At 72.5% G+C, this 24,716-nt stretch carries 21 protein-coding genes and 3 tRNA genes; 9 read left to right on the top strand and 15 right to left on the bottom strand.

Annotated features, from left to right (window positions below; genetic code table 11):
- Positions 1-49 precede the first annotated feature (49 nt).
- The 7 genes from HMPREF2863_RS05170 to HMPREF2863_RS05140 form a co-directional block, all read right to left on the bottom strand.
- On the bottom strand, positions 50-1,222 hold the full coding sequence (locus HMPREF2863_RS05170; protein WP_070638570.1) for a UDP-N-acetylmuramate dehydrogenase: 1,173 nt from the start codon (positions 1,220-1,222) through the stop codon (positions 50-52).
- On the bottom strand, positions 1,219-1,737 hold the full coding sequence (locus HMPREF2863_RS05165; RefSeq protein WP_070638567.1) for a MaoC/PaaZ C-terminal domain-containing protein: 519 nt from the start codon (positions 1,735-1,737) through the stop codon (positions 1,219-1,221). Before HMPREF2863_RS05165 ends, HMPREF2863_RS05170 begins: the two co-directional genes overlap by 4 nt.
- Complete coding sequence (locus HMPREF2863_RS05160) at positions 1,734-2,195, bottom strand: FAS1-like dehydratase domain-containing protein (protein WP_067188515.1); 462 nt, start codon at positions 2,193-2,195, stop codon at positions 1,734-1,736. The genes HMPREF2863_RS05165 and HMPREF2863_RS05160 overlap by 4 nt, the downstream gene beginning before the upstream one ends.
- Positions 2,196-2,236: 41 nt before the next feature.
- Positions 2,237-2,539 (bottom strand): hypothetical protein, encoded by a 303-nt coding sequence (locus HMPREF2863_RS05155; RefSeq protein ID WP_067188518.1) that lies wholly within the window; start codon positions 2,537-2,539, stop codon positions 2,237-2,239.
- Positions 2,540-2,769: 230 nt separating this feature from the next.
- Positions 2,770-2,843, bottom strand: a tRNA-Met gene (locus HMPREF2863_RS05150).
- Positions 2,844-2,905: 62 nt separating this feature from the next.
- Positions 2,906-2,977, bottom strand: a tRNA-Thr gene (locus HMPREF2863_RS05145).
- A gap of 108 nt (positions 2,978-3,085) precedes the next feature.
- Entirely contained in the window at positions 3,086-5,407 is a 2,322-nt protein-coding gene (locus HMPREF2863_RS05140; protein WP_083315240.1) for a DEAD/DEAH box helicase, read from the bottom strand.
- Positions 5,408-5,698: 291 nt separating this feature from the next.
- Between HMPREF2863_RS05140 and HMPREF2863_RS05135 the strand changes: the two genes are divergently transcribed.
- Positions 5,699-6,358, top strand: coding sequence for a hypothetical protein (locus HMPREF2863_RS05135; protein WP_067188520.1), 660 nt, complete (start codon positions 5,699-5,701; stop codon positions 6,356-6,358).
- A gap of 161 nt (positions 6,359-6,519) precedes the next feature.
- On the opposite strand, the gene HMPREF2863_RS05130 is transcribed toward HMPREF2863_RS05135, so the two are convergent.
- From HMPREF2863_RS05130 to HMPREF2863_RS05120, 3 genes are all read right to left on the bottom strand, one after another.
- Positions 6,520-7,728, bottom strand: a complete 1,209-nt coding sequence (locus HMPREF2863_RS05130) for an amidohydrolase (RefSeq protein WP_070638564.1) — start codon at positions 7,726-7,728, stop codon at positions 6,520-6,522.
- A gap of 305 nt (positions 7,729-8,033) precedes the next feature.
- A complete protein-coding gene (locus HMPREF2863_RS05125) occupies positions 8,034-9,245 on the bottom strand; it encodes a cystathionine gamma-synthase (protein WP_067188524.1) in 1,212 nt (403 codons plus the stop codon).
- Between the two features lie 21 nt (positions 9,246-9,266).
- A complete protein-coding gene (locus HMPREF2863_RS05120; RefSeq protein WP_070638561.1) occupies positions 9,267-10,811 on the bottom strand; it encodes a pyridoxal-phosphate dependent enzyme in 1,545 nt (514 codons plus the stop codon).
- Positions 10,812-10,895: 84 nt separating this feature from the next.
- On the opposite strand from HMPREF2863_RS05120, the gene HMPREF2863_RS05115 reads away from it, so the two are divergent.
- Entirely contained in the window at positions 10,896-11,882 is a 987-nt protein-coding gene (locus HMPREF2863_RS05115; RefSeq protein WP_070638558.1) for a DNA-3-methyladenine glycosylase family protein, read from the top strand.
- A gap of 235 nt (positions 11,883-12,117) precedes the next feature.
- Positions 12,118-12,762: a hypothetical protein gene (locus HMPREF2863_RS05110; RefSeq protein WP_070638555.1), complete on the top strand. Its 645-nt coding sequence runs from the start codon at positions 12,118-12,120 to the stop codon at positions 12,760-12,762.
- A 75-nt stretch (positions 12,763-12,837) separates the two neighbouring features.
- Here the strand turns inward: HMPREF2863_RS05110 and HMPREF2863_RS05105 are convergent, their stop codons facing one another.
- Positions 12,838-14,580, bottom strand: a complete 1,743-nt coding sequence (locus tag HMPREF2863_RS05105; RefSeq protein ID WP_070638552.1) for an AMP-binding protein — start codon at positions 14,578-14,580, stop codon at positions 12,838-12,840.
- Positions 14,581-14,870: 290 nt separating this feature from the next.
- Positions 14,871-14,952 (bottom strand) — tRNA-Tyr (locus HMPREF2863_RS05100).
- Between the two features lie 239 nt (positions 14,953-15,191).
- Here HMPREF2863_RS05100 and HMPREF2863_RS05095 point away from each other — a divergent pair.
- Complete coding sequence (locus HMPREF2863_RS05095; protein WP_070638549.1) at positions 15,192-15,680, top strand: YajQ family cyclic di-GMP-binding protein; 489 nt, start codon at positions 15,192-15,194, stop codon at positions 15,678-15,680.
- Between the two features lie 23 nt (positions 15,681-15,703).
- Entirely contained in the window at positions 15,704-16,207 is a 504-nt protein-coding gene (locus HMPREF2863_RS05090; protein WP_070638546.1) for a hypothetical protein, read from the top strand.
- 131 nt (positions 16,208-16,338) lie between these two features.
- On the opposite strand, the gene HMPREF2863_RS05085 is transcribed toward HMPREF2863_RS05090, so the two are convergent.
- A complete protein-coding gene (locus HMPREF2863_RS05085; RefSeq protein ID WP_070638543.1) occupies positions 16,339-17,631 on the bottom strand; it encodes an MFS transporter in 1,293 nt (430 codons plus the stop codon).
- A gap of 99 nt (positions 17,632-17,730) precedes the next feature.
- Between HMPREF2863_RS05085 and HMPREF2863_RS05080 the strand changes: the two genes are divergently transcribed.
- Genes HMPREF2863_RS05080 through HMPREF2863_RS05070 form a run of 3 tightly spaced genes read left to right on the top strand, consistent with a single transcriptional unit; the run spans position 17,731 to position 20,551 of the window.
- A complete protein-coding gene (locus HMPREF2863_RS05080) occupies positions 17,731-18,492 on the top strand; it encodes an ABC transporter ATP-binding protein (RefSeq protein WP_168165759.1) in 762 nt (253 codons plus the stop codon).
- Positions 18,489-19,904, top strand: a complete 1,416-nt coding sequence (locus tag HMPREF2863_RS05075) for a hypothetical protein (RefSeq protein ID WP_067188542.1) — start codon at positions 18,489-18,491, stop codon at positions 19,902-19,904. Before HMPREF2863_RS05080 ends, HMPREF2863_RS05075 begins: the two co-directional genes overlap by 4 nt.
- Positions 19,901-20,551 carry a hypothetical protein gene (locus tag HMPREF2863_RS05070; protein ID WP_070638538.1) on the top strand — a complete coding sequence of 217 codons (651 nt, stop codon included), beginning with the start codon at positions 19,901-19,903 and terminating at the stop codon, positions 20,549-20,551. Before HMPREF2863_RS05075 ends, HMPREF2863_RS05070 begins: the two co-directional genes overlap by 4 nt.
- 25 nt (positions 20,552-20,576) lie before the next feature.
- Here the strand turns inward: HMPREF2863_RS05070 and HMPREF2863_RS05065 are convergent, their stop codons facing one another.
- Positions 20,577-21,632, bottom strand: coding sequence for an IS30 family transposase (locus HMPREF2863_RS05065; RefSeq protein ID WP_245232185.1), 1,056 nt, complete (start codon positions 21,630-21,632; stop codon positions 20,577-20,579).
- Positions 21,633-22,094: 462 nt separating this feature from the next.
- On the bottom strand, positions 22,095-23,504 hold the full coding sequence (locus HMPREF2863_RS05060; protein ID WP_070638535.1) for an FAD-dependent oxidoreductase: 1,410 nt from the start codon (positions 23,502-23,504) through the stop codon (positions 22,095-22,097).
- Positions 23,505-23,727: 223 nt separating this feature from the next.
- Between HMPREF2863_RS05060 and rarD the strand changes: the two genes are divergently transcribed.
- Positions 23,728-24,690 (top strand): EamA family transporter RarD, encoded by a 963-nt coding sequence (rarD, locus tag HMPREF2863_RS05055; RefSeq protein WP_070638532.1) that lies wholly within the window; start codon positions 23,728-23,730, stop codon positions 24,688-24,690.
- Positions 24,691-24,716 lie beyond the last annotated feature (26 nt).

The raw sequence follows: 24,716 nt of genomic DNA, 5'->3' as shown, positions 1-24,716 counted from the left end.
AAGCACGGTCGAAGCAGCCGAAGCTTCTGGTTCGGCGCAGGGCGGGGGTTCAGAGGGAGGTGCCGATGATCATCGGTTCGGCGTGCAGCTCGACGCCGAAGCGCTCCTTCACACCGTCCCGAACGGTGCGGGCGATCGTGAGGATGTCCTCGGTGGAGGCGTCCCCGCGGTTGGTGATCGCCAGGGTGTGCTTCGTGGAAAGGGAGGCGCGGCCGCCGGCCAGGCCCCTCCCGTCCGCGCCGCGGCCGTCCACCTCGCCCTCGCCGGGGACGACGTCCGGCAGGCCGAAGCCCTTCTTGAATCCGGCGTGGTCGATCAGCCACGCGGCGGAGAGCTTGACCAGTTCGGTGCCGTCCTCGGCGTGGCCGACGCCGAACGCCGGGGCTCCCTCCGGCAGGCGGGCGCGCACGGAGGCCGGGACGATCGGATTGGTGAAGTAGGAACCGGTGGACCAGGTGTCCCGGTCCGCGGGGTCAAACACCATGCCCTTGGAGCCGCGCAGTGCCAGCACGTTCTCGCGCACGGTCGCCAGCGGGGCGTGGGTGCCCTCCTCCACGTCCAGGGCCTTGGCGAGCTGGCCGTAGCGGACCGGGGCCGTGGCCTCGGCGCCGTGGGCGGCACGCAGCAACTCCAGGTCGATGGACAGCACGATCCAGCGCGGGGACGGGGCGCCGCCGGCGGTCATGGAGCGCTTGATGATGGAGTCGCGGTAGCCGAAGCGCAGGTCCTCGGCGCCGAGTTCCACGACCTGCCCGGACTCGCGGTCCAGGGCCCGGACGGAGCGCAGCACCTGGGAGATGTCCGCGCCGTAGGCGCCGACGTTCTGCACCGGGGTGGCGCCGGCCGATCCCGGGATGCCGGACAGGGCCTCGATGCCCGCCAGCTCGTGCTGCACGGACCAGGCGACGGCGTCATCCCACACGTGGCCCGCGGCGATGCGCACGACCACGGCGGTGCCCTCGGCACCGGCATCCGCGTCCCCGGAGAGGACCTCGATGCCGGTGAAGGCCATCTGCACCACGGTGCCGTCGAAGCCGGCGTCCGCCATCAGGGTGTTGGAGCCTCCGCCCAGGACGAACAGGGTCTCCCCCGCGGCGTCCGCGGCGGTGATGGCCCGGACGGCCTGCGCCTCGGTCTCGGCGCGGGCCCAGTTCCTGGCCGCACCGCCGACGCCGGTGGTGGTGTGGTCCGCCAGGCGGCGGCTGGTGGTCGGCTCGCTCACGCGGCCTCTCCCTTCGGCAGGGCGACGACGGCCTGCGCCTTGGTGAGCGCGCGGGCATCGTCGCTGCTGGTGACGGTGACCGCCAGGTCGATGCGGGCGGTCCCGGCCTCCGGGTCGACCTTGCCGACCTTGCCGGTGACCTGCAGGACGGCGCCGGGGACGGACGATCCGTCCTCCGTGAGCCGGCCGGTGGTGTCCTCGACCGGGACCATGGCGGTGAAGCGGGTCTGGTAGTCCACCACGCGGGCCGGGTCGCCGACCCAGTCGGTGACCAGCTGCACCGCGGTGCCCATGGTGAGCATGCCGTGGGCGATCACGCCCGGCAGGCCCACGGACGTGGCGAAGGACTCGGACCAGTGGATCGGGTTCAGGTCTCCGGACGCACCGGCGTAGCGGACCAGGTCCGCGCGGGTCAGGTGCACGGTGCGGGTGCCGATCACGGCGCCCTTCTCCAGGCTCTCGAGCTGCGGGGCCGGGACGGCCTGGGCGTGCGCAGCGGTGTTCTCGGTGCTCATGCGTCGGCCTCCTCGTCGTCCGCACGGACCAGCAGGGTGGAGGTCACGGTGCTCAGCGGGGCACCGGCACCGTCCACGATCTCGGTGACGGTGGTGACCATGGAATTGCCGCCGAGCTGCTTCACGGAGGCGATGGACACCGTGGCGGTGACCTCGTCCCCCGCGGTCAGCGGACGGGTGTGGGTGAAGCGCTCCTCAGCGTGGACCACACGGGAGAAGTCGATGCCGACCTCCGGATCCTCCACCACCGCGGCCTCCGCGCGCTGGGCGACGACCACGGCGAAGGTCGGCGGGGCCACCAGGTCCGCGTGGCCGAGGGCGCGGGCGGCCTCGACGTCGTGGTGGGCCGGGTGCGTGGCCTGCACGGCGGCGGCGAATCCGCGGATCACCTCACGGGACACCTGGTAGGGCTCGGCCGGCGGGTACTGCCGGCCGGCGGCCTCGGGGTTGACGCTCATGCGCTCCTCCTCGTCTGACGGTTCGCGGGCGCTGATTCAGCCTACCGGCGGGAACCGCGCGCGCCACCGTTCCGTGCGACGTCGCGGGCCGCACGGTTGCGGGCGGCGTCCCGGAACCGCACCGTCTGCGCGGTGAGGTGGCAGAGGACGCCCGCACCGAGGATCGCCAGCGCGGTCCAGGACAGCGGCAGCCGCTCGGTCAGGGCGCCGACGACCGCCAGGACGATGCCCACGAGGAACAGGCCCGAGCCGGTCAGGACAAGGCGGCGGTAGAGGTGCGAGCCGTTGTCCCACATGCCGGCCATGCCGGTGGACTGCGGACGGTGCTGCTGGGAAGAGGGCATGCCCACGAGTCTACGAGGCACCGGCCGGCGCGGCAGGACGTCCGGCGCTGCGCCCGGTATGCCGCCGCGGCAGGACGTCCGGGAGCGCGACCGGGGGGGGTGCCCGGGCGGGTGCCTCAGCACCGGAACCGGCCCCAAGACGCCCGTCGACCACGAAAGCCCGGGCCACCGCGAGAGGCCCCGAGACGACGAGAGGGCCCGGCCTGTCGGCCGGACCCTCTCCGATGCGGTAGCGGCGGGGGGACTCGATCCCCCGACCTCACGATTATGAGTCGTGCGCTCTAACCAGCTGAGCTACGCCGCCACGACATGAGAACGCCCGTGCTTCCAGCGGATATGTGCCGAAAGAACGGGCTCCCATGTCAGAGCCCCGACCGGGAATCGATCCCGGGACCTCCATCTTACCAAGATGGCGCTCTACCACTGAGCTATCGGGGCAACGAGATGAAACTCTATCAGCGCGCTGCGCAGAGTTCCAAATCGCCTGCGGCGTCCCGGCGGACGGTCCTGACGGCCCCGCCCGGCCGGATTCCGATCAACGCACGATCAGCGCTGCGGGCGGCGGCCGAAGCGCTTCGGACCGGAGCCGCGTCCACCCTTGCTGCCGCCGAAGCCACCGCGTCCGCCCTTGTCAGAGCCGAACCTGCCGCGGCTTCCACCGCGCTTGCCGTGGTCGGCTCCGCCGCGGCGGCCGCCGTCGCGACCCCACGAGTCATCGCCGCGGCCGCGGCCGTCCCGGCCGTCGCCGGCACCCCGCTCGCGGCGCCGGTCCGCACTCCAGCGGGGCTTCTTCCCGGTGTGATTGTCCTCACGGTTCCTGCGGGCTGAAGGGTGACGGCCGTCGTCGCTCCCCTCCTCGCGCTCGCCGCGACCCCGGCGCTCGTCGCGTTCGGCACGATCGACGCGTCCGTCGCGTTCGGCACGATCGACGCGTCTGCCGCGGTCACCGCGGTCGAACCGGTCCTGGCGGCCACGGCCGCCACGGGGACCGCCGTGGCGGCGGCGCGGGCCGTCGTCGTCCCCCTCCGCGCGCTCGGCGCGGGTCGGACGACCGGTGTCCAGGCGCAGGCCCAGAGGCCGGCCGTTGACCTCGGCCCGGGCGCCGGCCTCCAGCTGCTCCGGGGTGAGGTCCTTCGGCAGCTCGACGAGCGCGTGGTTGCCGCGCAGGTCGATGGCGCCGATGGCGTTGCCCGGCAGGCCGACCTCGTTGGCCAGGGCGCCCACGAGGTGGCCCGGCTTCACGCGGTCGTTGTGGCCCACGCCCACCCAGTAGGTCGCGTTGCCGGCCGCCGGCTCGCGGCGCGGGCCGCGGGAGCCTCGGCCGTCGCGCTCGCCGCGCTCCGAACGGTCTCCGCGGTCCCGGTCACGGCGGCCCTTGCCCCCGAACGGCGGCAGGTCCGGTTCCTCGGCCAGCAGCGGGCGGCCGTCCTGGACCATCATCGCGATGGCGGCGGCCACACGGTCCGGCTCGGCCTCGTTCTTCTCCACATAGTCCACCACCATGTCCCGGAACACCGCGAGGTCCTCGTCCGCGACGGTCTCGAGGGTGGCGGTGATGCGGTCGGCGAAGCGGGCCTTGCGGGCCTCGTTCACCTGGGCGATCGAGGGCAGCTGCATCTCCTCCACCGGCTTGCGGGTGGTCTTCTCGATCGAGCGCAGCAGGTAGCGCTCGCGCGGCGTGATGAACAGGACGGCGTCGCCGGAGCGGCCCGCGCGGCCGGTGCGGCCGATGCGGTGCACATAGGACTCGGAGTCGTGCGGGACGTCGTAGTTCACCACCAGGGAGATGCGCTCCACGTCCAGGCCACGGGCGGCGACGTCGGTGGCGACGAGGATGTCCACGCGGCCGGCCTTGAGGTCCTCCACGGTCTTCTCGCGCTGCTTCTGCGCGATGTCGCCGGAGATGGCCACCGCCTTGAAGCCGCGCTCGTTCAGGCGGCGGGTGAGGTCCTCGGTGCCGGCACGGGTGCGGACGAACGCGATGACGCCGTCGTGCTCCTCGGTCTCCAGGATCCGGGTGAACGCCTCGAGCTTCCACTGGTGGCCCACGATGAGGCAGCGCTGGCGGATGGTCGCGGAGGTGGTGGCCTGACGGGCCACCGCCACCTCCTGCGGGTCGTTCAGGTACTGCGCGGAGATGCGGCGGATGGCCGGCGGCATGGTGGCGGAGAACAGGGCGGTCTGCTTGGCCTCCGGGGTGGAGGCGAGGATGCGGTCCACCTCCTCGGCGAAGCCCATGCGGAGCATCTCGTCCGCCTCGTCCAGCACGAGGGTCTGCAGCTGGGACAGGTCCAGGGAGCCGCGCTCGAGGTGGTCGATCACGCGGCCCGGGGTGCCGACGACCACCTGGGCGCCGCGGCGCAGGCCGGCCAGCTGCGGGCCGTACGGGGAGCCGCCGTAGACGGCGAGCACGGAGACGTCGTCGATCTGCTGGGCGTAGGTGTCGAAGGCGTCGGCCACCTGGAGGGCCAGCTCGCGGGTCGGGGCGAGCACGAGCACCTGCGGGGCGTCGGCGCGGCCGTTCACGTCGGCGGACTCGGCCAGGCGGGACAGCACCGGCAGGGCGAAGGCGCCGGTCTTGCCGGTGCCCGTCTGCGCCAGGCCGACCACGTCTCGGCCCTCCAGGATCAGCGGGATGGTCTGCTCCTGGATCGGGGACGGGGCGGTGTAGCCCAGCTCCTCGATCGCGGAGAGCACGCGGGCGTCCAGGCCGAGGTCGATGAAGGACGTGCCCTCCGGCTCATCGGCCGGGACGGCCTCGGCAGCGGCATCCGCTGCGGCGGAGTTCTCGACGGTCTCGGCGGCCTCGGCGGCGGTCTGGTCCGGGCGGACCTCGTCGTCGAGCGGGGTGTTCGGGGTGTGCGTCATGGCGGTCTCCTCTGTGTGGGGACGCGCAGGCGGACGCCGGGCACGCTCCGGTCGCGTCTCGGAGTCGGTGCGGCGCTGCGCTGCTGGGGTGGAAACAAGGTCGGCCGGTCAGATCGGCACGTACCCCCACGGCGACGACGTTCGTCGCCTCTCAACACATCTGCGCCCTTATCAGCGCACACCGGCGTGGCATCACGCGTCCACGCTCACTCATCACAGGGGGAGAGTCCGGAACCGGAGTCCCCAGTCTATGCGCCCGCACCGGACCGGACACCCGTTAGGCTCGATTCCGTGGCAGAGAACACCAACGACCACCGTTTCGCCCGCGCCGCCGGACGCGCCGCCCGCGCCTTCCGTGAGCAGCAGCGGGCAGACAACGAGCGCCTCGCCGAGCGCCGCGTGCAGGAGCGTCAGGCGGACGAGACGCGCCTGGCCGAACGCCATGCGGCCAAGGAGCGCGCCCTGGACGAGCGCGACGAGCTCGAGGCCGGCCGCGTCCATCCGCTGCTGGGCCTGGCTCGCAAGTGGTGGACGGCGGCCACGCTCATCATCTTCGGCCTGGCCGCGGTGTTCCTGTTCAACGGCCTGCGCGCCCAGCGCGAGGGCGGCCCGGTCGTGGACCTCACCACGGGCATCGAGTCCGTCGGCGTGCTCGGCGGCGCCACGGGCCAGTTCGCCCTGGCCGGATTCGTCGCCGTGATCGGCCTGTTCACCCTGTGGGGCACCATCGCCCTCTACCGCCGGCGGGCGTCCGCCGTGAACACGCTCACCACCCTGGCCGTGCTGGTGGGCGTGCCGTCCCTGGTGCGCGGCAACGCACTGCTGCTGATCATGACGGCCCTGTTCATCATCGGCGCCGTGCTCGTCTGGCTGCCGCCGGTCAAGTCCCGTCTGCGCAAGGGCAAGACGGCCCGGGCCGCCGAACGCGCTGCCGACCGCGTCGTCCGCTGACCTCTCCCCACGCACGGACGAAGGGCGGGGCCAGCCGCAGTGGCGGCGGACCCCGCCCTGCGTCTGCACCTGCTTTCCGACGACGGCACCGCACCCTGGGTGCGTCCGTCGCCGGGGCCGGTGAGGACCCGTCGCCGACGGCAGGGCGAGGCGGAGCCGGCTCAGTCGAGCGGGGGACGGGCCGCGGCGATCTGCGGGGCGTGCGTGACGTCGTCGTACTCCATGACCTGACGGCCGCCGATCCACACCCGACGGGCGCGCTGCATGACGTCCAGCGGGTCACCGGACCACAGGACCAGATCCGCGTCCTTGCCCTCGGCCAGTGACCCGAGGCGCTCGTCCAGGCCGAGGACCTTCGCCGGGTTGATGGTGATCGAACGCAGCGCGGTCTCCCGGTCCAGGCCCTCCTTCACGGCCAGGGCGGCCTGGTAGACGAGGAAGTCGATCGGGATGACCGGGTGGTCGGTGATGATGCTGATCTCCACGCCGGCGCGGGCCAGACGGCCCGGGTTGCGCAGGGAGCGGCCGCGCAGCTCCGGCTTGGACTTGGTGGTGAACAGCGGGCCGATCAGCACGGGGATGTTCCGCTCGGCGAGGGTGTCGGCGATCGGGTGGGCCTCGGTGCCGTGGTCCAGGACGAGGTCGTAGCCGAACTCGTCGGCCAGGCGCAGGGCGGTGGCCACGTCGTCGGTGCGGTGGCAGTGCTGGCGCCACGGGATCTTCTTCTCCAGCACCAGGGCGAGGGCCTCCATGTGGGGGTCCTTGGCGAACGGCTTGCCGGACTCCTCGGCCTCGGCGCGGCGGGCCATGTAGCCCTGGGCCTCCATGAAGGCCTTGCGGATGACGTAGGCGGTGCCCAGGCGGGTGGAGGGGGTGCGGTTCTTCTCCTTGTAGACGTTCTTCGGGTTCTCGCCGAGGGCGGACTTCACCCCGGCGGGGCTGCGCAGGACCATCTCGTCCACGGTGCGGCCGTGGGTGTGCATGGCCACGGCCTGCCCGCCGATCGGGTTGCCGGAGCCCGGGTTGACGTTCACGGTGGTGACGCCGCCGGCGAGCGCGTCCCGGAAGCCGGGCTCGTTGGGGTCCACGGCGTCGAGGGCGCGGACGCCGGCCATCACCGGGTCGGTCATCTCATTCACGTCCGCGGTGGAGCCGACCTCCCCCTCGGCATGCATGCCCAGGTGCACGTGGGCGTCCACGAAGCCGGGCAGCAGCCACTGGCCCTGGCAGTCGACGGTCTCGGCGCCGGCCGGGACCGGCACGTCCGGGCCGAGCGCGGTGATCTTCCCGTCCTCGACCACGAGGGTGCCGTCGAACGGCTCGGTCTCGATCGGGACGATGTGTGCATTGGTGAAGGCGAGGGTGCTCATGCCCTCCACCGTAGCGAGGAAGGATGATTCCCGAGCGCTCGATCCGATCCCCCAGCGCTCGTTCCGATCCCCCGGCGCTCGATCCGGTTCCCCGGCACTCGTTCCGATCCCCCAGCGCTCGTTCCGATCCGGAGCACGCGAGGCATGCTCCGGATCGGATCGAGGCCTCGGTGGCCCCGGGGTTCCGAACGGGGCGCAGGCAGCCCGGGCGAAGGGCGCCAGCAGCCCGGGCGAAGGGCGCCGGCAGCCCGGGCAGCCCGGACAGAGTGCCCGGGCAGCCCAGGGAGAGTGCCCAGACAGCCCGGTCAGAGTGCGGAGATGGCCCGGTCCAGGTCGTCGATCAGGTCGGCGGCGTCCTCGATGCCCACGGACAGGCGCACGAGGTTGTCCGGGACAGCCAGCTCGGTGCCGGCCACGGAGGCGTGTGTCATCTCTGCCGGGTAGTTCATCAGGGACTCAATGCCGCCGAGCGACTCGGCCAGCTGGAACAGGCGGGTGGACTCGGCCACCTGCTTGGCCGCGGCCGCGCCGCCGGTGAACTGCACGGACACCATGCCTCCGAAGCCGCGCATCTGGCGGGCGGCCAGCTCGTGGCCGGGGTGGTCGGCCAGGCCCGGGTAGAGCACGCGTTCCACGCCGGGGCGGCCCTCCAGCCATTCGGCCACGGCCTGGGCGTTGGCGGCGTGGCGGTCCATGCGCACGCCCAGGGTCTTCAGGCCGCGGGTGGTCAGGTAGGCGTCCCACGGGCCGTTGACGGCGCCGGCGGCGAACTGCTGGAACTTCACGCGCTCGGCGAGCTCCGCGTCCGGGATCACCAGGGCGCCGCCGATGACGTCCGAATGGCCGCCGATGTACTTGGTGGTGGAGTGCACCACCACGTCCGCGCCGAGGGCCAGCGGGGTCTGCAAGTACGGCGTGGCGAAGGTGTTGTCCACCACCAGCAGGGCGCCGGCGGCGTGGGCCACGTCGGCGATCGCGCCGATGTCCGAGACCTTCATCATCGGGTTGGAGGGGGTCTCCAGCCACACCAGCACCGGGCCCTCGGCCTTCGCGGCGTCCACGGCCGCGGCGACCGTGGCCGCGTCCCCCATGTCCACCACGGCGTGCTTGACGCCCCACTTGGCCAGGACCTTGGTGATCAGGCGGTAGGAGCCGCCGTACACGTCGTTGCCCATCACGATCGTGGTGCCCGGCTCGGCCGCGCCCATGATCAGCGCGGTCTCGGCGGCCAGGCCGGAGGCGAAGGTCAGGGCGGTGGCCTGCGGCGCACCGTGCTCGTCCACGCCTGCCTCGAGCGCGGCCAGCTGCTCCTGCAGGGCGTCGCGGGTCGGATTGGTGCCGCGGCCGTAGTCGTAGCCGCGGCGCAGCTGGCCGATCTTCACCGGCGCGTAGGTGCTGGACAGGTGCACCGGCGGCACCACGGCGCCGAAGACCTCGTCCAGGTGCTGTCCTGCGTGGACGGCGCGGGTGCCGAAGCCCTGCTCGCGGGCGGAGTCCTTCTGGGTGTTCTCGCTCATGTGCTCCATCCTCTCTCGGTCTCAGGCGGTGACGTAGGCCAGCAGGTCGTGCAGCGTCACGATCCCGGCCACCACTCCCCCGCGGGTCACCAGGAGGGTGTCCTCACACTGGAGGCGCTCGGCCACCTGACGCACGGTCGCGTGCGCGCCGACGATCGGCAGCATCGGACCCATCAGCGCCTCCACGGGGTCCCCGGCGGCCATGCGGCCGGACGCGAGCGCCGCGGAGAGCGCGCTGACGGTCACGGTGCCGCGGACCTCGCCGATGCGCAGGTCGTGGCGCGGCTCGGCCACCACGGGCAGGGCGTCCACGCCGTAGCGGTTCATGGTCGCGATCGCCTCGGCCACGGTGGTGGTCGGCGCGGCGGTCACCAGGGTCGGCACGGAGCCGGGGAACAGGTCCTCCTTGTCCGCGACGACGGCCCCCACCTCGTCCTCCCAGCGGGGGTCCGCCTGTGCACCGTCGCCGGCACCGCCGTCCGCGCCGCCTGCAGCGGCCGAGGACGTGGCGGCGGGCGCGGCGGAGGCGGCGTCGTCGTCCTTCTCCGCGGAACGGGAGCGGCCCTGCGCCCATGCCGGGAGGATCGTCTCCTGACGGGCGTAGGACAGGCCGCGCTCGTCCATCCAGGGGTCGTTGAAGATCTTGCCGAGGTAGCCGCGGCCGGAGTCCGGGAGCACGATCACCATGACGTCGTCCGGGCCCAGGTCCTTCGCGGCACGCAGGCCGGCCACCACGGCCATGCCGGAGGAGCCGCCCACCAACAGGCCCTCCTCGGCGGCGAGGCGGCGGGTCATGGCGAAGGCGGCGTCGTCGTCCACGGCGATGACCTCGTCCGGCACGGACGCGTCATAGTTGCCGGGCCACATGTCCTCGCCGACGCCTTCGACGAAGTAGGGGCGGCCGGTGCCGCCGGAGTACACGGAGCCCTCCGGGTCTGCGCCGATCACGCGCACGGGGCCGGACGGGCGGTCTGCGGAGACCTCCTTGAGGAAGCGGCCGGTGCCGGTGATGGTGCCGCCGGTGCCGGCGCCGATCACCACGTGGGTGACGCGGCCGGCGGTGTCCTCCCAGATCTCCGGGCCGGTCGTCTCGTAGTGGGACTCGGGCGCGGCCGGATTGAAGAACTGGTTCGGCTGGTATGCGCCCTCGATGTCCTTCTCCAGGCGGTTCGCCACACCGTAGTAGGACTCGTCCGAGTGCGGGTCCACGGAGGTGGGGGTGACCACGAGCTCGGCGCCGTAGGCGGCGAGGACGTCGCGCTTCTCCTGGCCGACCTTGTCCGGGGTGACGAACACGGTGCGGTAGCCCTTCTGCTGGGCCACGATCGCCAGGCCGACGCCGGTGTTGCCGGAGGTCGGCTCCACCACGGTGCCTCCCGGGGCCAGCTTCCCCTCGGCCTCGGCGGCCTCGATCATCTTCAGCGCGATGCGGTCCTTCACCGAGCCGCCCGGGTTCAGGTACTCCACCTTCACCAGGACGGTCGCCTCGATCCCCTCGGTGACGCTGTTCAGCCTCACCAGCGGTGTGTGGCCGATCAGGTCGAGGACGTTCTCGGCGTAGCGCATGGGGGTCTCGTTCTGGGGTGCTCGGTTCTCAGTCACGGCGCCCACGGTACTTGCCCGTCCGGTGCCGCCGTTACCCTGGCGGTCATGTCAGGTCCCAATGCGTCACGCAGGCTGCATCCCGCCGTCCCGATGGACGTGACGCTGACCCTCGGCGTGCTCCAGAGAGGCCATGCGGATCCGTGCGTGCGCGTGACCCCGGAGGGCGTGTGGCTCACCCGTCGGGTGGACGCGGAGGGGGCGGCGGCCCCGGCGAGCCTGCTGGTGCGCCGGGCGGAGTCGGCGGTGCGTCCGTCCCCGATCCGCGTGGAGGCCTGGGGTCCGGGAGCGCAGGCGGCAGTCGCGGAGGCGGAGGCCCTCCTCGGACTTCACGACGACGGCTGGGCAGCCTTCGAGGACCTCCTCACCTCCGGCGGGCAGCGGCTTCCCCACCACGTGGCGTCTGCCCGGCGGACCCGGCCCGGCCTGCGCCTGCCGGCGCACGGCCGCCTGGCCGAGCAGCTGGTCACCGTGGTGCTGGAGCAGAAGGTCACCCACGATCAGGCCCGTCACGGGTGGCGGCAGCTGGTCCGGGCGGTCGCAGAGCCGGCGCCGGGGCCTGCGCCACGCGGAATGCTGCTGCCGCCGGACCCGAGGGCGGTGCTGCGGGTGCCCAGCTGGGACTGGCACCGGTTCTGGGTGCAGCCGGCGCAGGCGAAGGCGATCCTGCAGGTGGCCGAGCGCGCCGAGGCCGTCGACCGGCTGGGCCGGCAGGTGCGGCCCGGAGACGTGGCGGCCACGGCGGAGCTGGCTCGGCGGCTGCAGTCCCTGCCCGGGATCGGGGCCTGGACCGTGGCCGAGGCGCTGCAGCGCAGCCACGGGGCGGCGGACCTGGTGGCGGTCGGGGACTTCCACCTGGCCCATCACGTGGGGCAGGTGCTCACCGGCCGCCGTGTGGACGACGAGGGGATGCTGCGGCTGCTCGAGCCCTGGGCCGGGCACCGGCAGCGGCTGGTGCGGATGATCGGGCTCTCCGGCGAGCGCCGGGAGCGCTTCGGTCCGCGGCTGGCCCCGGAGGACCACCGCCGTCGGTGAGTGGCGCGGGTCCGCCACGGCGGACCGTGTCCCGGTGGGGAGGCATCCGCCCAGGATCCGGCAGACGCCTCCTGCACAGGCGACCGGCCGTCGTCGTTCTCCACAGACGCGCCGTGCTGCGGACCGACGGGCCGACGGCGAGGCCGGCCACCCTGCCAACGTGGGTGCCGGAGGCGCCGGAGGGGCGCTCCCCGGGCGGCGACGGGCCGCCCGGTCCACGCGAAGGAGGGGCCAGATGTTCCAGGAGCACCGGGACAGGGACGAGGACCAGGTCGAGGCGTACGGGGCGGACTGGGACGCCGGGGACGGCCGGGGCGGCGCTGACGGCGGGCAGGACCTGCACCCGCACACCGGCGAGCTCGCGGAGGTGGGTGCGCTGATCGAGGAGGACCCGCTGACCGCGCTGCTTGCGGCTCCGCGGCGCAGGAAGACGCCCGAGGAGGCGGCCGCCGCCGGCGTCCGCGGCCCCGGCACGCCCGGGACCATGCAGCCGGGAGAGCGGGCGTCCGTGTTGATCGTGGCGCAGTCCTCGGGTCCGGAGGACGGCATCGAGGAGGCCCTCGACTGGATCGAGGCGTTCGAGCGGGACTGCGGCCTGCTGCTGGACACCGAGGCGACCGCCTCGTTCGCCGTGGCCAGCGCGGACGTGCTGCAGGACGGGTTGTGTCCCCCGCGCACGGAGTCCCCGGCCGAGCTGGTCGAGTTCATCCTCTTCGAGGGCGTCTGGTACCACCGCGGCAACGTGCCGGCCGCTCCCCCGGACGACAACGGCGTCTCGGCCTGGGGCTGGATGTACCACCGGGCGATCAGCGGCGCCCGCCCGGACGCCCTCTGCTCGATCTGGGACGTCTACCCGCTCCCCTGTCCCGGGCAGGGGTGAGGGCGGGGCAGGCCGTCATCGTCTCGGCGACGCCGCGGAACCGCCCTCCCCGGAGATGGCGGGCCGATGCCGGGCTCAGCCGCGGGATGCCTTCTGCGCCTCGACCATCTTGGTGCCCTCGGCGCGCAGCTCGACCTTGCGGACCTTGCCGGAGACGGTCATGGGGAACGCGTCCATCACCTGCACGTAGGCCGGGATCTTGTAGTGCGCGATCTTGCCGGTCGCATACTCCTTCAGATCCGAGGCGGTGAGGGGGGAGGCGCCCTCCCGCATGATCAGGCAGGCCATGAGCTGCTCGCCGTACTTCTCATCCGGCACGCCGATCACCTGGACGTCCTGGATGTCCGGGTGGGAGTAGAAGAACTCCTCCACCTCGCGCGGGGAGATGTTCTCACCGCCGCGGATGATGAGGTCCTTGATGCGGCCCTCAATGCGGGCGTAGCCGTCCTCGTCCATGGAGGCGAGGTCTCCGGTGTGCATCCAGCCGTCCTCGTCCAGGACGGCGGCGGTGCGCTCGGCATCGTCCCAGTAGCCGGACATCACGGAGTAGCCGCGGGTGCACAGCTCGCCGGTGGCGCCGCGCGGGACGAGCTCCCCGGAGGCCGGGTCGATGATCTTGGTCTCCACGTGCGGCATGGAGCGGCCCACGGTCTCGGTGCGGCGCTCGAGGGAGTCGTCGCGGCGGGTCATGGTGGACACCGGGGCGGTCTCGGTCATGCCGTAGCAGATGGCCACCTCGGACATGTTGAGCTTGTCGATCACACGGCGCATGACCTCCACCGGGCAGGTGGAGCCGGCCATCACGCCGGTGCGCAGGGTGGACAGGTCCAGCTGCTCCACCTCGGGGCGGGCGAGCATGGCGATGAACATGGTCGGCACGCCGTAGAGCGAGGTGGCTCTGGTGTCCGCTGCTGCCTGCAGGGCGGCCACCGGTTCGAAGCCGCGGGACGGGATGACGGACAGGGTCCCGTGCGAGACCGCGGCGATGGTGCCGATGACCATGCCGAAGCAGTGGAAGAACGGCACAGGGATCACGAGCACGTCCTGCTCGGTGTAGCCGAGCAGCTCGCCGATGTGGAAGCCGTTGTTCAGGATGTTCAGGTGGGACAGGGTCACCCCCTTGGGGAAGCCCGTGGTGCCCGAGGTGTATTGCAGGTTCACCGGGTCCTCGGGGGACACCTCGGCCTCGCGGGCGGCCAGCTGCTCGTCCGAGACCTGCTCCGCGCCGGCGAGGAACTCGCTCCACGTGGACTCCGTCACGGGCGTCTGAGCCACACGAGCCGGGACCTCACCTGGACGGGCGTGCGGGTAGGAGTCATCGGTGGGCTCGCCCGGGGTGGGGAGCATGATCAGCTGGCGCAGCGCGGGCGCGGAGCCGGCGGCCACCTCGCGGGCGGTGCGCGGCGGGTTCATGCGGTCGTCCGGGCAGGCCACCACCAGACCGCGCATGGTGCACTGCTCCACCACGTAGGTGAGCTCGTGGGTGCGGTAGGCCGGGTTCAGGTTCACCAGGATCACGCCGGCGCGGGCGGCGCCGTAGAGCAGGGTGGTCCACTCGGCGACGTTCGGGCTCCACATGCCGATGCGGTCGCCGTTCTCGTAGCCGGCGGCGATGAGCGCCTTGGCCACGGTACGGGAGTCCTCCTGCAGCTGCTCGAAGGTCCAGGACCGGCCCGTCGAGGTCTCGAGCAGGGCGGGGCGGTCCGGGTGCGCAGCGCAGATCCCGTCCAGGTTCTGCGCGAGCGTCTGCTCCAGCAGCTCCACGTCGGTGGGGCCCGCTGTGTAGGACATCTCGGCGGTGGGCTGCGGCTCGGTCATTCGGGTCCCTCCTGGCGTCGTCGTCTGGGTCGTCGGGTCCGGCCGCGCCGCAGCTCAGCGATGTTGTGGGCCGAGGACACCACCCATCACTGTGATGCGGAGCACAGGCTTGCCGTCGCAGTGGAGCGTACCCCTGATCCCCGAGGTGACGCGAGGACTCTCGGAGGACGGTCTCCCGGGTCGGGGCGGGCGGCCCCGGCGACGGACCGCCGCGCCTGGAGAACGGTGAGAGGCTCAGGACAGGCGAAGGGCCCGGAACCGAGAATCGGTTCCGGGCCCTTCCGGCACGGTGGCAGATGAGGGATTCGAACCCCCGTAGGCAATGCCAGCTGATTTACAGTCAGCCCCCTTTGGCCGCTCGGGTAATCTGCCGCGCGGCCCGCGACTCAGCGCTGCTCGGCACTTCGCAACGGGCGAGAGAAGACTCTACAGCAATGTGCTGCGCCCGGCCAATCGGGACGGGCCAGACCCGCTCCCGTCCCGGTAGGCTGGACGCAGATGCGGCCGCGCGCCGACGTCCACGCCCGTGCAAGCACCGTGTCCCACGGCTGCGCAGGACGGTTCGGCGACCAGCCCGGACAAGACGAACGCCTCAAGACAAAGGAGCACCCGTGGCCAGCGATTCCACGTTCGACGTCGTCAGCAAGGTGGACAAGCAGGAGGTGTCCAACGCCCTGAACCAGGCGCAGAAGGAGATCGCCCAGCGCTACGACTTCAAGGGCGTCGGGGCAGAGATCGACTTCTCCGGCGAGAAGATCCTCATGAAGGCGAACTCCGAGGACCGCGTGAAGGCCGTGAAGGACGTCTTCGAGTCCAAGCTGATCAAGCGCGGCATCTCCCTGAAGTCCCTCGACGCCGGCGAGCCCTACGCCTCCGGCAAGGAGTACCGCCTCGAGGCCGGCATCAAGGAGGGCATCGACCAGCCCACCGCGAAGAAGATCACCAAGCTGATCCGGGACGAGGGCCCGAAGTCCGTGAAGGCCTCCATCCAGGGCGATGAGCTGCGCGTCTCCTCCAAGTCCCGCGACGATCTGCAGGCGACCATCGCCATGCTCAAGGACTTCGAGGACGCCGACCTGCAGTTCGTGAACTTCCGCTGACGCGGTCCCAGACGAGGAGAGAGATGCTCTACCTGATCGATCCCCGCGGCCACGTGTACGAGGCCGAGACCACCTTCGGCGCCGCCCGTGCCCGCGAGCGCGTGGACGGCCGCCGCATCGAGGACCAGGCCTGGCACAAGGCCGCGATGCTCCTGGACTACGACGACTACCTGGACATCGCCCTGCGCCACGGTGTGACGTGCTCCACGGGCCTGATGCTGGACGCCGGCTTCGTGAAGCACGCCCTGGCCCCGTCCCAGCTCAAGGCCTCCGGCCGCAACCAGGAGGCCGTGGCCGTCCAGGTGCAGGCCGTCGGCAGGGACACAGAGGACCGCCGCACCCGCCTGCATGAGCGCGCCATGATGGTGAAGAACGCCCTGTCCGGCCACAAGTCCCGTCTGTCCGAGGCCGAGGACAAGGCCCGCGAGATCCTGCAGGCAGACGTGAAGCAGGAGCTGGTCCGCCACTGGCAGTCCCTCGGCGGCATCCTCCCGGAGTCCACTTCCGCCGAGCTGCACCGCGCCTGATCGGCATCGCCTGATCCCCTGCCCCCTCGGGGGCTTCACGACGACGGCCGGTGACCTTCCGTGCGGATGCACTGGTCACCGGCCGTCGTCATCAGTGCAGAGGTGCGACGAGGAGGAGGCGTGCGGCGCCGTCAGGGCGAGGGGTCGCGGGCGTCGTAGCGCAGGAACGACGGCTGGGCGCGCATCAGCAGGCTCACGCCGAGCATGCACAGCACGCCGCCGACCACCAGGGTGAGCCCCTCCCCCAACGCCGCGGAAGCGCCGCCCTGGATCATCTCGCCCAGGCGGGGTCCGCCGGCCACGACCACGATGAACACGCCCTGCAGACGCCCGCGCAGGTGATCCGGGGTGGCGGACTGCAGCATCGTGGTGCGGAACACCGCGGACACCGAATCCGCGGCGCCGGCGACCACCATGCACACGGCCGAGGCGGCCAGCGCCAAGCCCAGGCGCGGATCGCCGGCCGGCAGTCCGGACGCCCACCAGACGACCACGCCGAACGCGGCGACGGCGGCGCCCCAGACGAGGATCGAGGCATAGACGCCGCGCCCCTGGGCGTGCACGCGGGTGAAGGTGCCGGAGAACAGGCCCGCGAGGAACGCCCCGGCGGCCATGGCGGCCAGGAGCAGGCCGGCCGCGGCTTCGCCGCCGCCGAGCATCATGGCGCCGATCGCGGGGATCAGGGCTCGCGGGAACGCGGTGGCCATGGCCACGATGTCCGCCAGGAACGTCATGCGCACGTTCGGCCTGGTGCCCAGGAACCGGAACCCCTCCACCACCGAGGAGATCCCGACGCGCCTCGTGGCTACAGCACCGTCCGCACGTTCCGGCGGGAGCGCCGGCAGCCGCCAGAGTGCGTAGAGGGCGGCGAGGAACGTGACCACGTCGACCGAGTACGTCCACGCGTAGCCGATCGAGGCGACGAGCACGCCGCCGAGCAGCGGTCCGGCCATCATGGCCACGGAGAAGGTCATCATGTTCAGCGCGTTGGCCGCCGGCAGCAGCTTCACGCCCACCAGCGCAGGGATGATGGCGCCGCGCGTCGGCTGGTTCACGCCGGACGCCGCCGAGTGCACCGCGGTGAGCGCGTAGAGCAGCGCCACCGACTCCCAGCCCGCCCACGCTTGCGCGGCGATGCCCACCGTGGTCAGCCACATCACGGAAGACGATCCCAGGGCTACGGTGCGGCGGTCGAACTGGTCCGCCACCGCGCCGCCGTAGAGCCCCGCGATGATCAGGGGCACGAGCGCCGCCAGCCCCAGCATGCCCACGGCGAACGAGGAGCCGGTCAGTGCGAAGACCTCCAGCGCCACGGCCGTGAGCGTGAGCTGCGTGCCCACCGCGGACAGCACGTTGCCCAGCCACAGGCGGCGGAAGCCGGGCGAGACCTTCAGCGGGGTGAGGTCGGCGAGGAGTAGAGGCACGCCGGTCAGCCTAAGGGATGAGGTGCAGGCGCTCCGGACGGGCCGGATTCCGACGTTAGGGCCAGGCCACCGGCCATGCGGCTCCGTAGCATGGAGGACATGCTGACGGCCGAGGACCTCGTGGTCCGCCGCGGCGGCACCGAGGTGCTGCGCGGCGTGACCTGTGCACTGCCCACCGGGACGACCGCCCTGATCGGGCACAACGGGGCGGGCAAGACCACCCTGCTGCGCGCCCTGCTCGGGCTGCTGCCGGCCGCCTCCGGCACAGTCCGGCTCGACGGTGAGAAGGTGCTGGCCACCGCGGCCTCACGTAGCGCCTTCCACGCGCGGCTGGGCTGGATGCCGCAGGACGTGGAGTTCCCACGCGGAGTGACCGTGGCCGAGGCCGTGGAGTACGCCTGCTGGCTGCGCGGCCGCCCCCGCCGCACCCTGCGGGCGCACCGCGTGGCCGCCCTGGAGACCGCGGACCTGACCGAGCTCGCCCGGCGCCCCGCGGACCGCCTCTCCGGCGGACAGCGCCGCCGCCTCGGGCTGGCGTGCGCACTGGCCGGTGACCCGGACGTGGTGGTCCTGGACGAGCCGACCGCCGGACTGGACCCGCTGCAGCGCGAAGAGATCATGGGCGCGGTGCGGCAGGCCTCCCGGGAGAGGACCGTGGTGGTCTCCACACACCTGGCGGAGGACGTCCTCACCGTGGCCGACCGCATCCTGGTCCTCGCGGACGGGCGCGTCGTGGCCGACGCTCTGCTGGACGAGATCGTGGCCTCGGGGGCGAGCGCCGAGCAGGCCCGGGCCGCGGTCACCGGGCTGATCGCGCCGCGCGGCGGTGCCTGCGGGCAGACGGACGGGGCGCCGGCATGAGCGGCCCGCGCGGTCGCGCCCTCGTGCCGAGCCTGGCCACCGCGCTGGCGGTCACGGCCCTGGTCTGCTGGACCTTCTGGAACGACCGCCACGCCTCCGGCGGCTGGCTCACCAGCACGCTGGTCATCACCGCCGACCTCGCGGTCACCGTGGGCGGCTGCGCCGGCGCCGCCCTGCTGGCCTGGCTCGTCTCTCCCCTGCACGCGCCGCGGCACCGCGACGCCCCGCTGCTCAGCGCCCGGACACCCTTGGCCCGCCTGCGCTTCGCCGTCTCCCGGTCCGCCGTGTGGTCCGCCGCCGTCTTGCTGCTCTCCCTGTCCTCCGCTGTGGGGATCTCGGCGGCCACGGTCGGCCTGTGGGCGGACGGGATGGACCTCCTCGCGGTCGCCGCCCGGCTCGTCTCCGCCTGGGCGTGGCTGACCGCGCTGTGCCTGGTGGGCGCCGCCGTGGGGCGCTGGGTCCCGGCACGGCTGGCCCCGGCCGTCGCCGGCGTGCTCGCCTACGCCACGTTCGTGGCCGCCACCCGGCCGAGCGGGACGTCCTGGGCGCACGCCGCACGCCTGCTCAGCCTGGACGGCCAGTCCGCCTGGCATGACGTGGCCCCGTCTCCGCTGGCCTCCGGCCTCCGCCTGCTGCTCGCCGTGCTCGTGGCGGCGGCCCTCGTCGGCATCGCCGTCGGCAGCCTCCCGACGACGGCACTCGCCTCCGGCGCGGCCCTCGCCCTGGTGATCACCGCGGCCCCTGCGGCGGCCCCGGTCACCCCCGAACGGCTCGAGCGCGGAGAGACCGGACCGCTGTACACCGCGACCTCACAGGCCCGGGTCTGTGCGCGGGACGCCTCCGCGGAGGGCGAGGTGCTGACGGTCTGCGGCGGACTGCCGGAGTCCGGTGCACTGGCGACGCACGCCCGGCAGGTGCGCGAGTCCGCCGCCGCCCTGCCGGCAGCCCTTCGTCCGGAGCACGTGACGACGTCTCCGGAGGAGGCCGCGGAGGGGCGGTCTCTGCTGGTGCCGCTTCCCCAGGACGGCGGGCCCACGGGCGGCGCCGGCACCGCGGCGGCCGTGGACCGCGAGCTCGCCCGCGCCGTGTTCGAGCGGCCCTGCCTGCCCACGGAGGAGGAACTCGCCGGCGGCTCCCCGGAGGTCCTGGAGCGGCTGGCTTCGGAGCGGGTCACGGCCCGCACGGTGCTCTACTACGCCCACGGGGTGCTGCGGGGGCATCGCCCGGCCGAGTTCCGCGACTCCTTCGCACCGCCGGTCGACCAGCTGGAGGGCGGCGCCGAGGTCGCCGCGCGGGCTGAGGCGTTCGCGGCCCTGTCCGAGGGCGAGCGGGACGCCTGGTGGCGGGAGCACCTGCCGGCCGTGCAGGGCTGCACGCTGACCCTGGACGAGCTGCCGCAGGCGTCCCGATGAGCCGCGCCTCCCTCCCGCTGCCGCTGCCGGCCCGCGGCTGGCTCGCCGCACACGGCGCCCGCCCGGGCCTGCTGGCCGCGCTCGTCCTCGGCCCCGCCCTCGCTGCCCTGCTCGCCCGCTGGCCGCTGCCGCACACCCCACCGGCGGACGTCACCGTGGACCCGACCCTGAACCCCGCGCACCTCGGCCTGCTCGCCCTGGCCCTGGCCGTGGGGCTGCTGCCGGTGCTCCTGGTGGACCGCCTCGCGTGGGCCACGGACGTGGCCGCCCGTCCGGTGCGCCGGATGCGCTGTGGGTGGGTTCTGCTGCCGCTGGCGGCCCAAGGTCTCGGCGCCGTCCTCGGGGCACCACTGCTCCCGGCGCACCTGTCCGCCGGCGCCGCGTGGCTGTCCTGTCTGCCGCTGCTGTGGGGGCTCTGCCTGCTCGGCGACGTCCTGCTCGGCCCGCTCGCCGGCACCCTGCTGCCGGCGGCCGTCGTGGCGGCCCTGGGCTTCGGGCCGCTCCCCTGGCACGTCGACGTGCTGTTCAACCCCGAGCTCCAGGGACAACGCCTCCTCGTCGGCTGTGCCCTGGCCGTCCTCGGCGCGGCGCTCTACGCGCTGCGCGGCACCCGCCGCGGCCGCGGCGTCGTGGCCGCCGCCGACTGAGGCGCGGCGCCCGGAAAGGGCGGATTCAAGCGGTCCTCGCAACACCCTCGGGTGTGGGTGGGATCAGTAGACCACGCAGGCGCTCGGCTGGGGTATCCCAGTCGAGCGTCATGCGTGGCCTGTCGTTGAGTTCTTGAGCGACGAACTCGAGGTCTTCTCGGGAGTGCACTGACAGGTCCGTGCCCTTCGGGAAGTACTGACGCAGCAGCCCGTTGGTGTTCTCGTTCGATCCACGCTGCCAGGGCGAGTGCGGGTCGCAGAAGTACACCGGCATGTCCGTGGCGATCGTGACCTGCTTGTGCCGGGCCATCTCAGCGCCCTGGTCCCAGGTGAGCGAACCGCGCAGATGTTCCGGCAGGGTCTGGATCAGTCGGACCAGCTCGTCTCTGACCTGCACGGCGTCATGACCGGCCGGCAGGTGCCCGAGCATCACGTACCGGGTGTGGCGCTCGACCAGGGTCAGGATCGCGGACTTGTTTCCGGCCCCGAGGATCAGGTCTCCTTCCCAGTGCCCGGGCACGGCCCGGTCCTCGATCTCGGCCGGGCGCTCGGAGATCATGACCATCTCATCGACGAACCGCCGCTGCCCCGCCTCGTCCCGGCGCTGGGGCCTGCGGCGGGCCCGGCCGGTGCGCAGAGCGTTCTTGACCTCCGCGCGCAGGTTCCCGCGGGCCTGGAAGTACAGGGCCTGATAGATCGTCTCGTGGCTCACATGCATTAGCGGATCATCCGGGAACCGCTTGAGCAATGTCTGCCGGATCTGTCGTGGGGAGTATCTGCGCTGCAGCAACCCGATCACTTCACGGCGCAGCGGGCAGTCCATGGCCAGCTTCGCCGGTTTCGGGCGTGCTCGAGAGGCAGCCCATTGGCGATGGGCGGTGTAGGGCTGATAGGTCCCGTTCGTGGAACGGGCATCGATCTCGCGTTTGATCGTCGAGGCGGCCCGGCCCAGTACCCAGCCGATCTGACGCAGGGAGGCCCCCTGCCGGAGAAGGTCCGCGATCTGCTCGCGTTCGGCGATGCTCAGGAACCTGGGATGCAGTGTGCTCAGCACTGCCACGTCAGCACGACTGATGCGCATGTCAGTGGTGTACCGCACGTGGGTGCCATCCGGGTAGAGCCGTGAGTTCCCGATCTTGCGCACGCCCTTGTCCCAGTCATAGCCGGTGCGTGGATGGACCCCGACCTGCGCGGCTGCCTGTTTGATGCTGGCACCTTCAGCACGCAACCGGGCGAAGACCGGTTTGCGAGGATCCGGGCCGGGCCCGGGCGAGCCCATGCCCTTCACCCCTGCCTTGCGAGCCCACCGGTAGGCGGTGTTCTCATTCGCCCCGACCGCGCGGGCGGCATGCCTGATCGAGCCGCGGTGCTTCGGCAGGGCTTTGAAGAATGCTTCCTTGAGCTGGTCAGACGACACGGTCCTCGCAACCTCCTGAAACTCAGGGTGTTGCGAGGACCGCTTGAATCCGCCAAGGCGACGGGCCGTCGTCGTGCCCCCGGAGGCGAACGACGACGGCCCGTGGCACGTCGGTCTCTGTCAGGCTCAGCCCTGGACGGCCTCGCGCATGATGCGGATCTGCTCGGCGCGGTCCACGACCTTCACGCGCTCCCGCTCGACCGGGCCGGCCTCGGTGGCCTCGCGGCCGAGGGCCTTCTCGTGCTCGTCGAGGGCGTGCCAGCCGGCCCAGGTGGTGTACTCCACGCCGCGGTCCTCGAGGAGCTTCACGATCGACTCCTCGGCCGGCTCCTGCGCGGTCCAGAGGGTGTCCACGTCTTCGATGAGGTGGGTGATGGTCTCCAGGGCGCAGCCCTTGGTGTGGCCGATCAGGCCGACCGGGCCGCGCTTGATCCAGCCGGAGGCGTAGAGGCCCGGGACCGGGGCGCCGTCCGCGTCCAGCACGCGGCCCTCGGCGTTCGGGATGACCCCGCGGGCGTCGTCGAACTCCACGCCGTCCAGCGGGGAACCGAAGTAGCCGACCGCGCGGTACACGGCCTGCACGGGGTAGTCCACGGTGTCCTCGGTGGGGCGGATGCCTCCCTGACCGTCCAGCTCCATGCGGCGCATGCGCAGCCCGTCCACGCGGCCGTCCCCGTCGGCGTCTAGGAACTCCTCCGGGGCCTGCAGGAAGTGCAGGTGCAGGCGGCGCGAGGCGGAGGAGGTGCGGTCCTCCTGCTCCATCAGCCAGTTCGTCAGCGTGCCGACCATGGTGCGGGTCTGGTTGTTGGACTCGATCGCGGCCTCCGAGCCGGCATCGAAGTCGAAGTCGTCCTCGTAGAGCACGATGTCCACGTCCCGGGAGTGGGCGAGCTCCCGCAGCTCCAGCGGCGTGAACTTCACCTGCGCCGGTCCTCGCCGGCCGAACACGTGCACGTCCGTGACCGGGGAGGCCTTGAGCGCCTGGTACACGTTGTCCGGGATCTCGGTGGTGAGCAGGTCGTCCGCGTGCTTGGACAGGATGCGGGCCACGTCCAGGGCCACGTTGCCGTTGCCGATGACCGCGATCTCCTTGGCGTCCAGCGTCCACTCGCGCGGCACGTCCGGGTGGCCGTCGTACCAGGAGGCGAAGTCCGCGCCGCCGAAGGAGCCTTCCAGCTCCACGCCCGGCACGTCGAGGGCGGCGTCCTTGACGGCGCCGGTGGCGAACACGATCGCGTCGTAGTGGCGGCGCAGGTCCTCAAGGGACAGGTCCGTGCCGTAGTCCACGTTGCCGAGGTAGCGGATGTCACCGCGGTCCATCACCTTGTGCAGGGCGTTGACGATGCCCTTGATGCGCGGGTGGTCCGGGGCCACGCCGTAGCGGATCAGGCCGAACGGGGCCGGGTAGCGGTCGAACAGGTCGATCGAGACCTGGAAGTCGCGCTCTTCCTTGGTGAGGATGTCGGCCGTGTAGACGCCGGCGGGGCCTGCTCCGACGATGGCGATGCGCAGCGGGCGGTCGGGACGCGTGGTCACGGCGTGGGTGTCCTTCCGGTGGAGGTGTTCGGCGGCGGTCCGCGGGAGCCGGGCGGAGCTCTGCGCCCAGGGCGGACCGACCGTCCATCCTACCGGCGCACCGCCGCTTTCCGCGGTGAGGCCGGTCACCATCCGCGCCGCCCCGGGGCACCACGACGACGGCCGCTCCCCGACGTGACGCGCCCACCGCCCGCCCGTGGCAGGGCGGGTCTACAGTGGCCCGGTGACCACTCGATCCTCGTCCTCAGCACCGCCCCCCGGCAGCGCGGACGGCACCTCGTCCACTGCCGAGGCCTCCGGTCTGGCCGTCGGCGCCGGCGCCTATGCGATCTGGGGCGTGCTGCCGCTGTACATGGCGGCCACGGCGCCGGCCTCCGCCATGGAGATCGTCATCATGCGGATCGGCTTCTCCCTGCTGTTCTGCCTGCTCCTGCTGGCCGTGCTGCGGCGCTTCGGGGACCTGCGGGCCGCCCTGGGAACGCGCCGCCGGGTCGCCGGTGTGGTGCTGGCCGCGGTGGCCGTGGCGGTGAACTGGCTGCTGTACGCCGGATCGGTGACCTCCGGGCATGTGCTGCAGGCCTCCCTGGGGTACTTCATCAACCCGCTGGTCAACGTGGCCCTGGGCGTGCTGCTGCTGGGCGAGCGCATGCGCCGCGCCCAGTGGGCGGCGGTGGCGATCGCCGCGGTGGCGGTGCTGGTCATCACCGTGGACGCCGGGCAGGTGCCCTGGATCGGGCTGGGCCTGGCGTTCTCCTTCGGCCTCTACGGGCTGGCCAAGAAGCGCGCGGGCGCCCCCGTGCACCCGGTGGCGTCCATGACGGCCGAGACCGTGGTGCTGCTGCCGGTGTTCGTGGGCGGCACGATCGGGCTGGCCGCGACGGGCACGCTGACCACCGGCCTGCACGGCGCGGCGCACTTCTGGATCATGGCGGCCTCCGGCGTGGTCACCGCGGTGCCCTTGATCATGTTCGCCACCGCGGCCCGGACCGTGCCGCTGTCCGTGCTGGGCATCCTGCAGTACATCGCGCCGATCGGACAGTTCCTCCTCGCGGTCACGGTGTTCGGTGAGCACATGCCCTCCGGCCACTGGATCGGATTCGGCCTGATCTGGCTGGCGCTGATCGTGTTCACGGCGGACCATCTGGCCGCCGCCCGGGCACAGCGGCGGCTGATGCGCCGGGCCTAGATGTACTCGGCCATGACGTTGGTGAC

Source organism: Micrococcus sp. HMSC067E09 (assembly GCF_001812555.1).
Classification (GTDB): domain Bacteria; phylum Actinomycetota; class Actinomycetes; order Actinomycetales; family Micrococcaceae; genus Micrococcus; species Micrococcus lylae.
The sequence above is the reverse complement of the archived record's forward strand: the minus strand, read 5'-3'. Positions and strand labels throughout refer to the sequence as shown.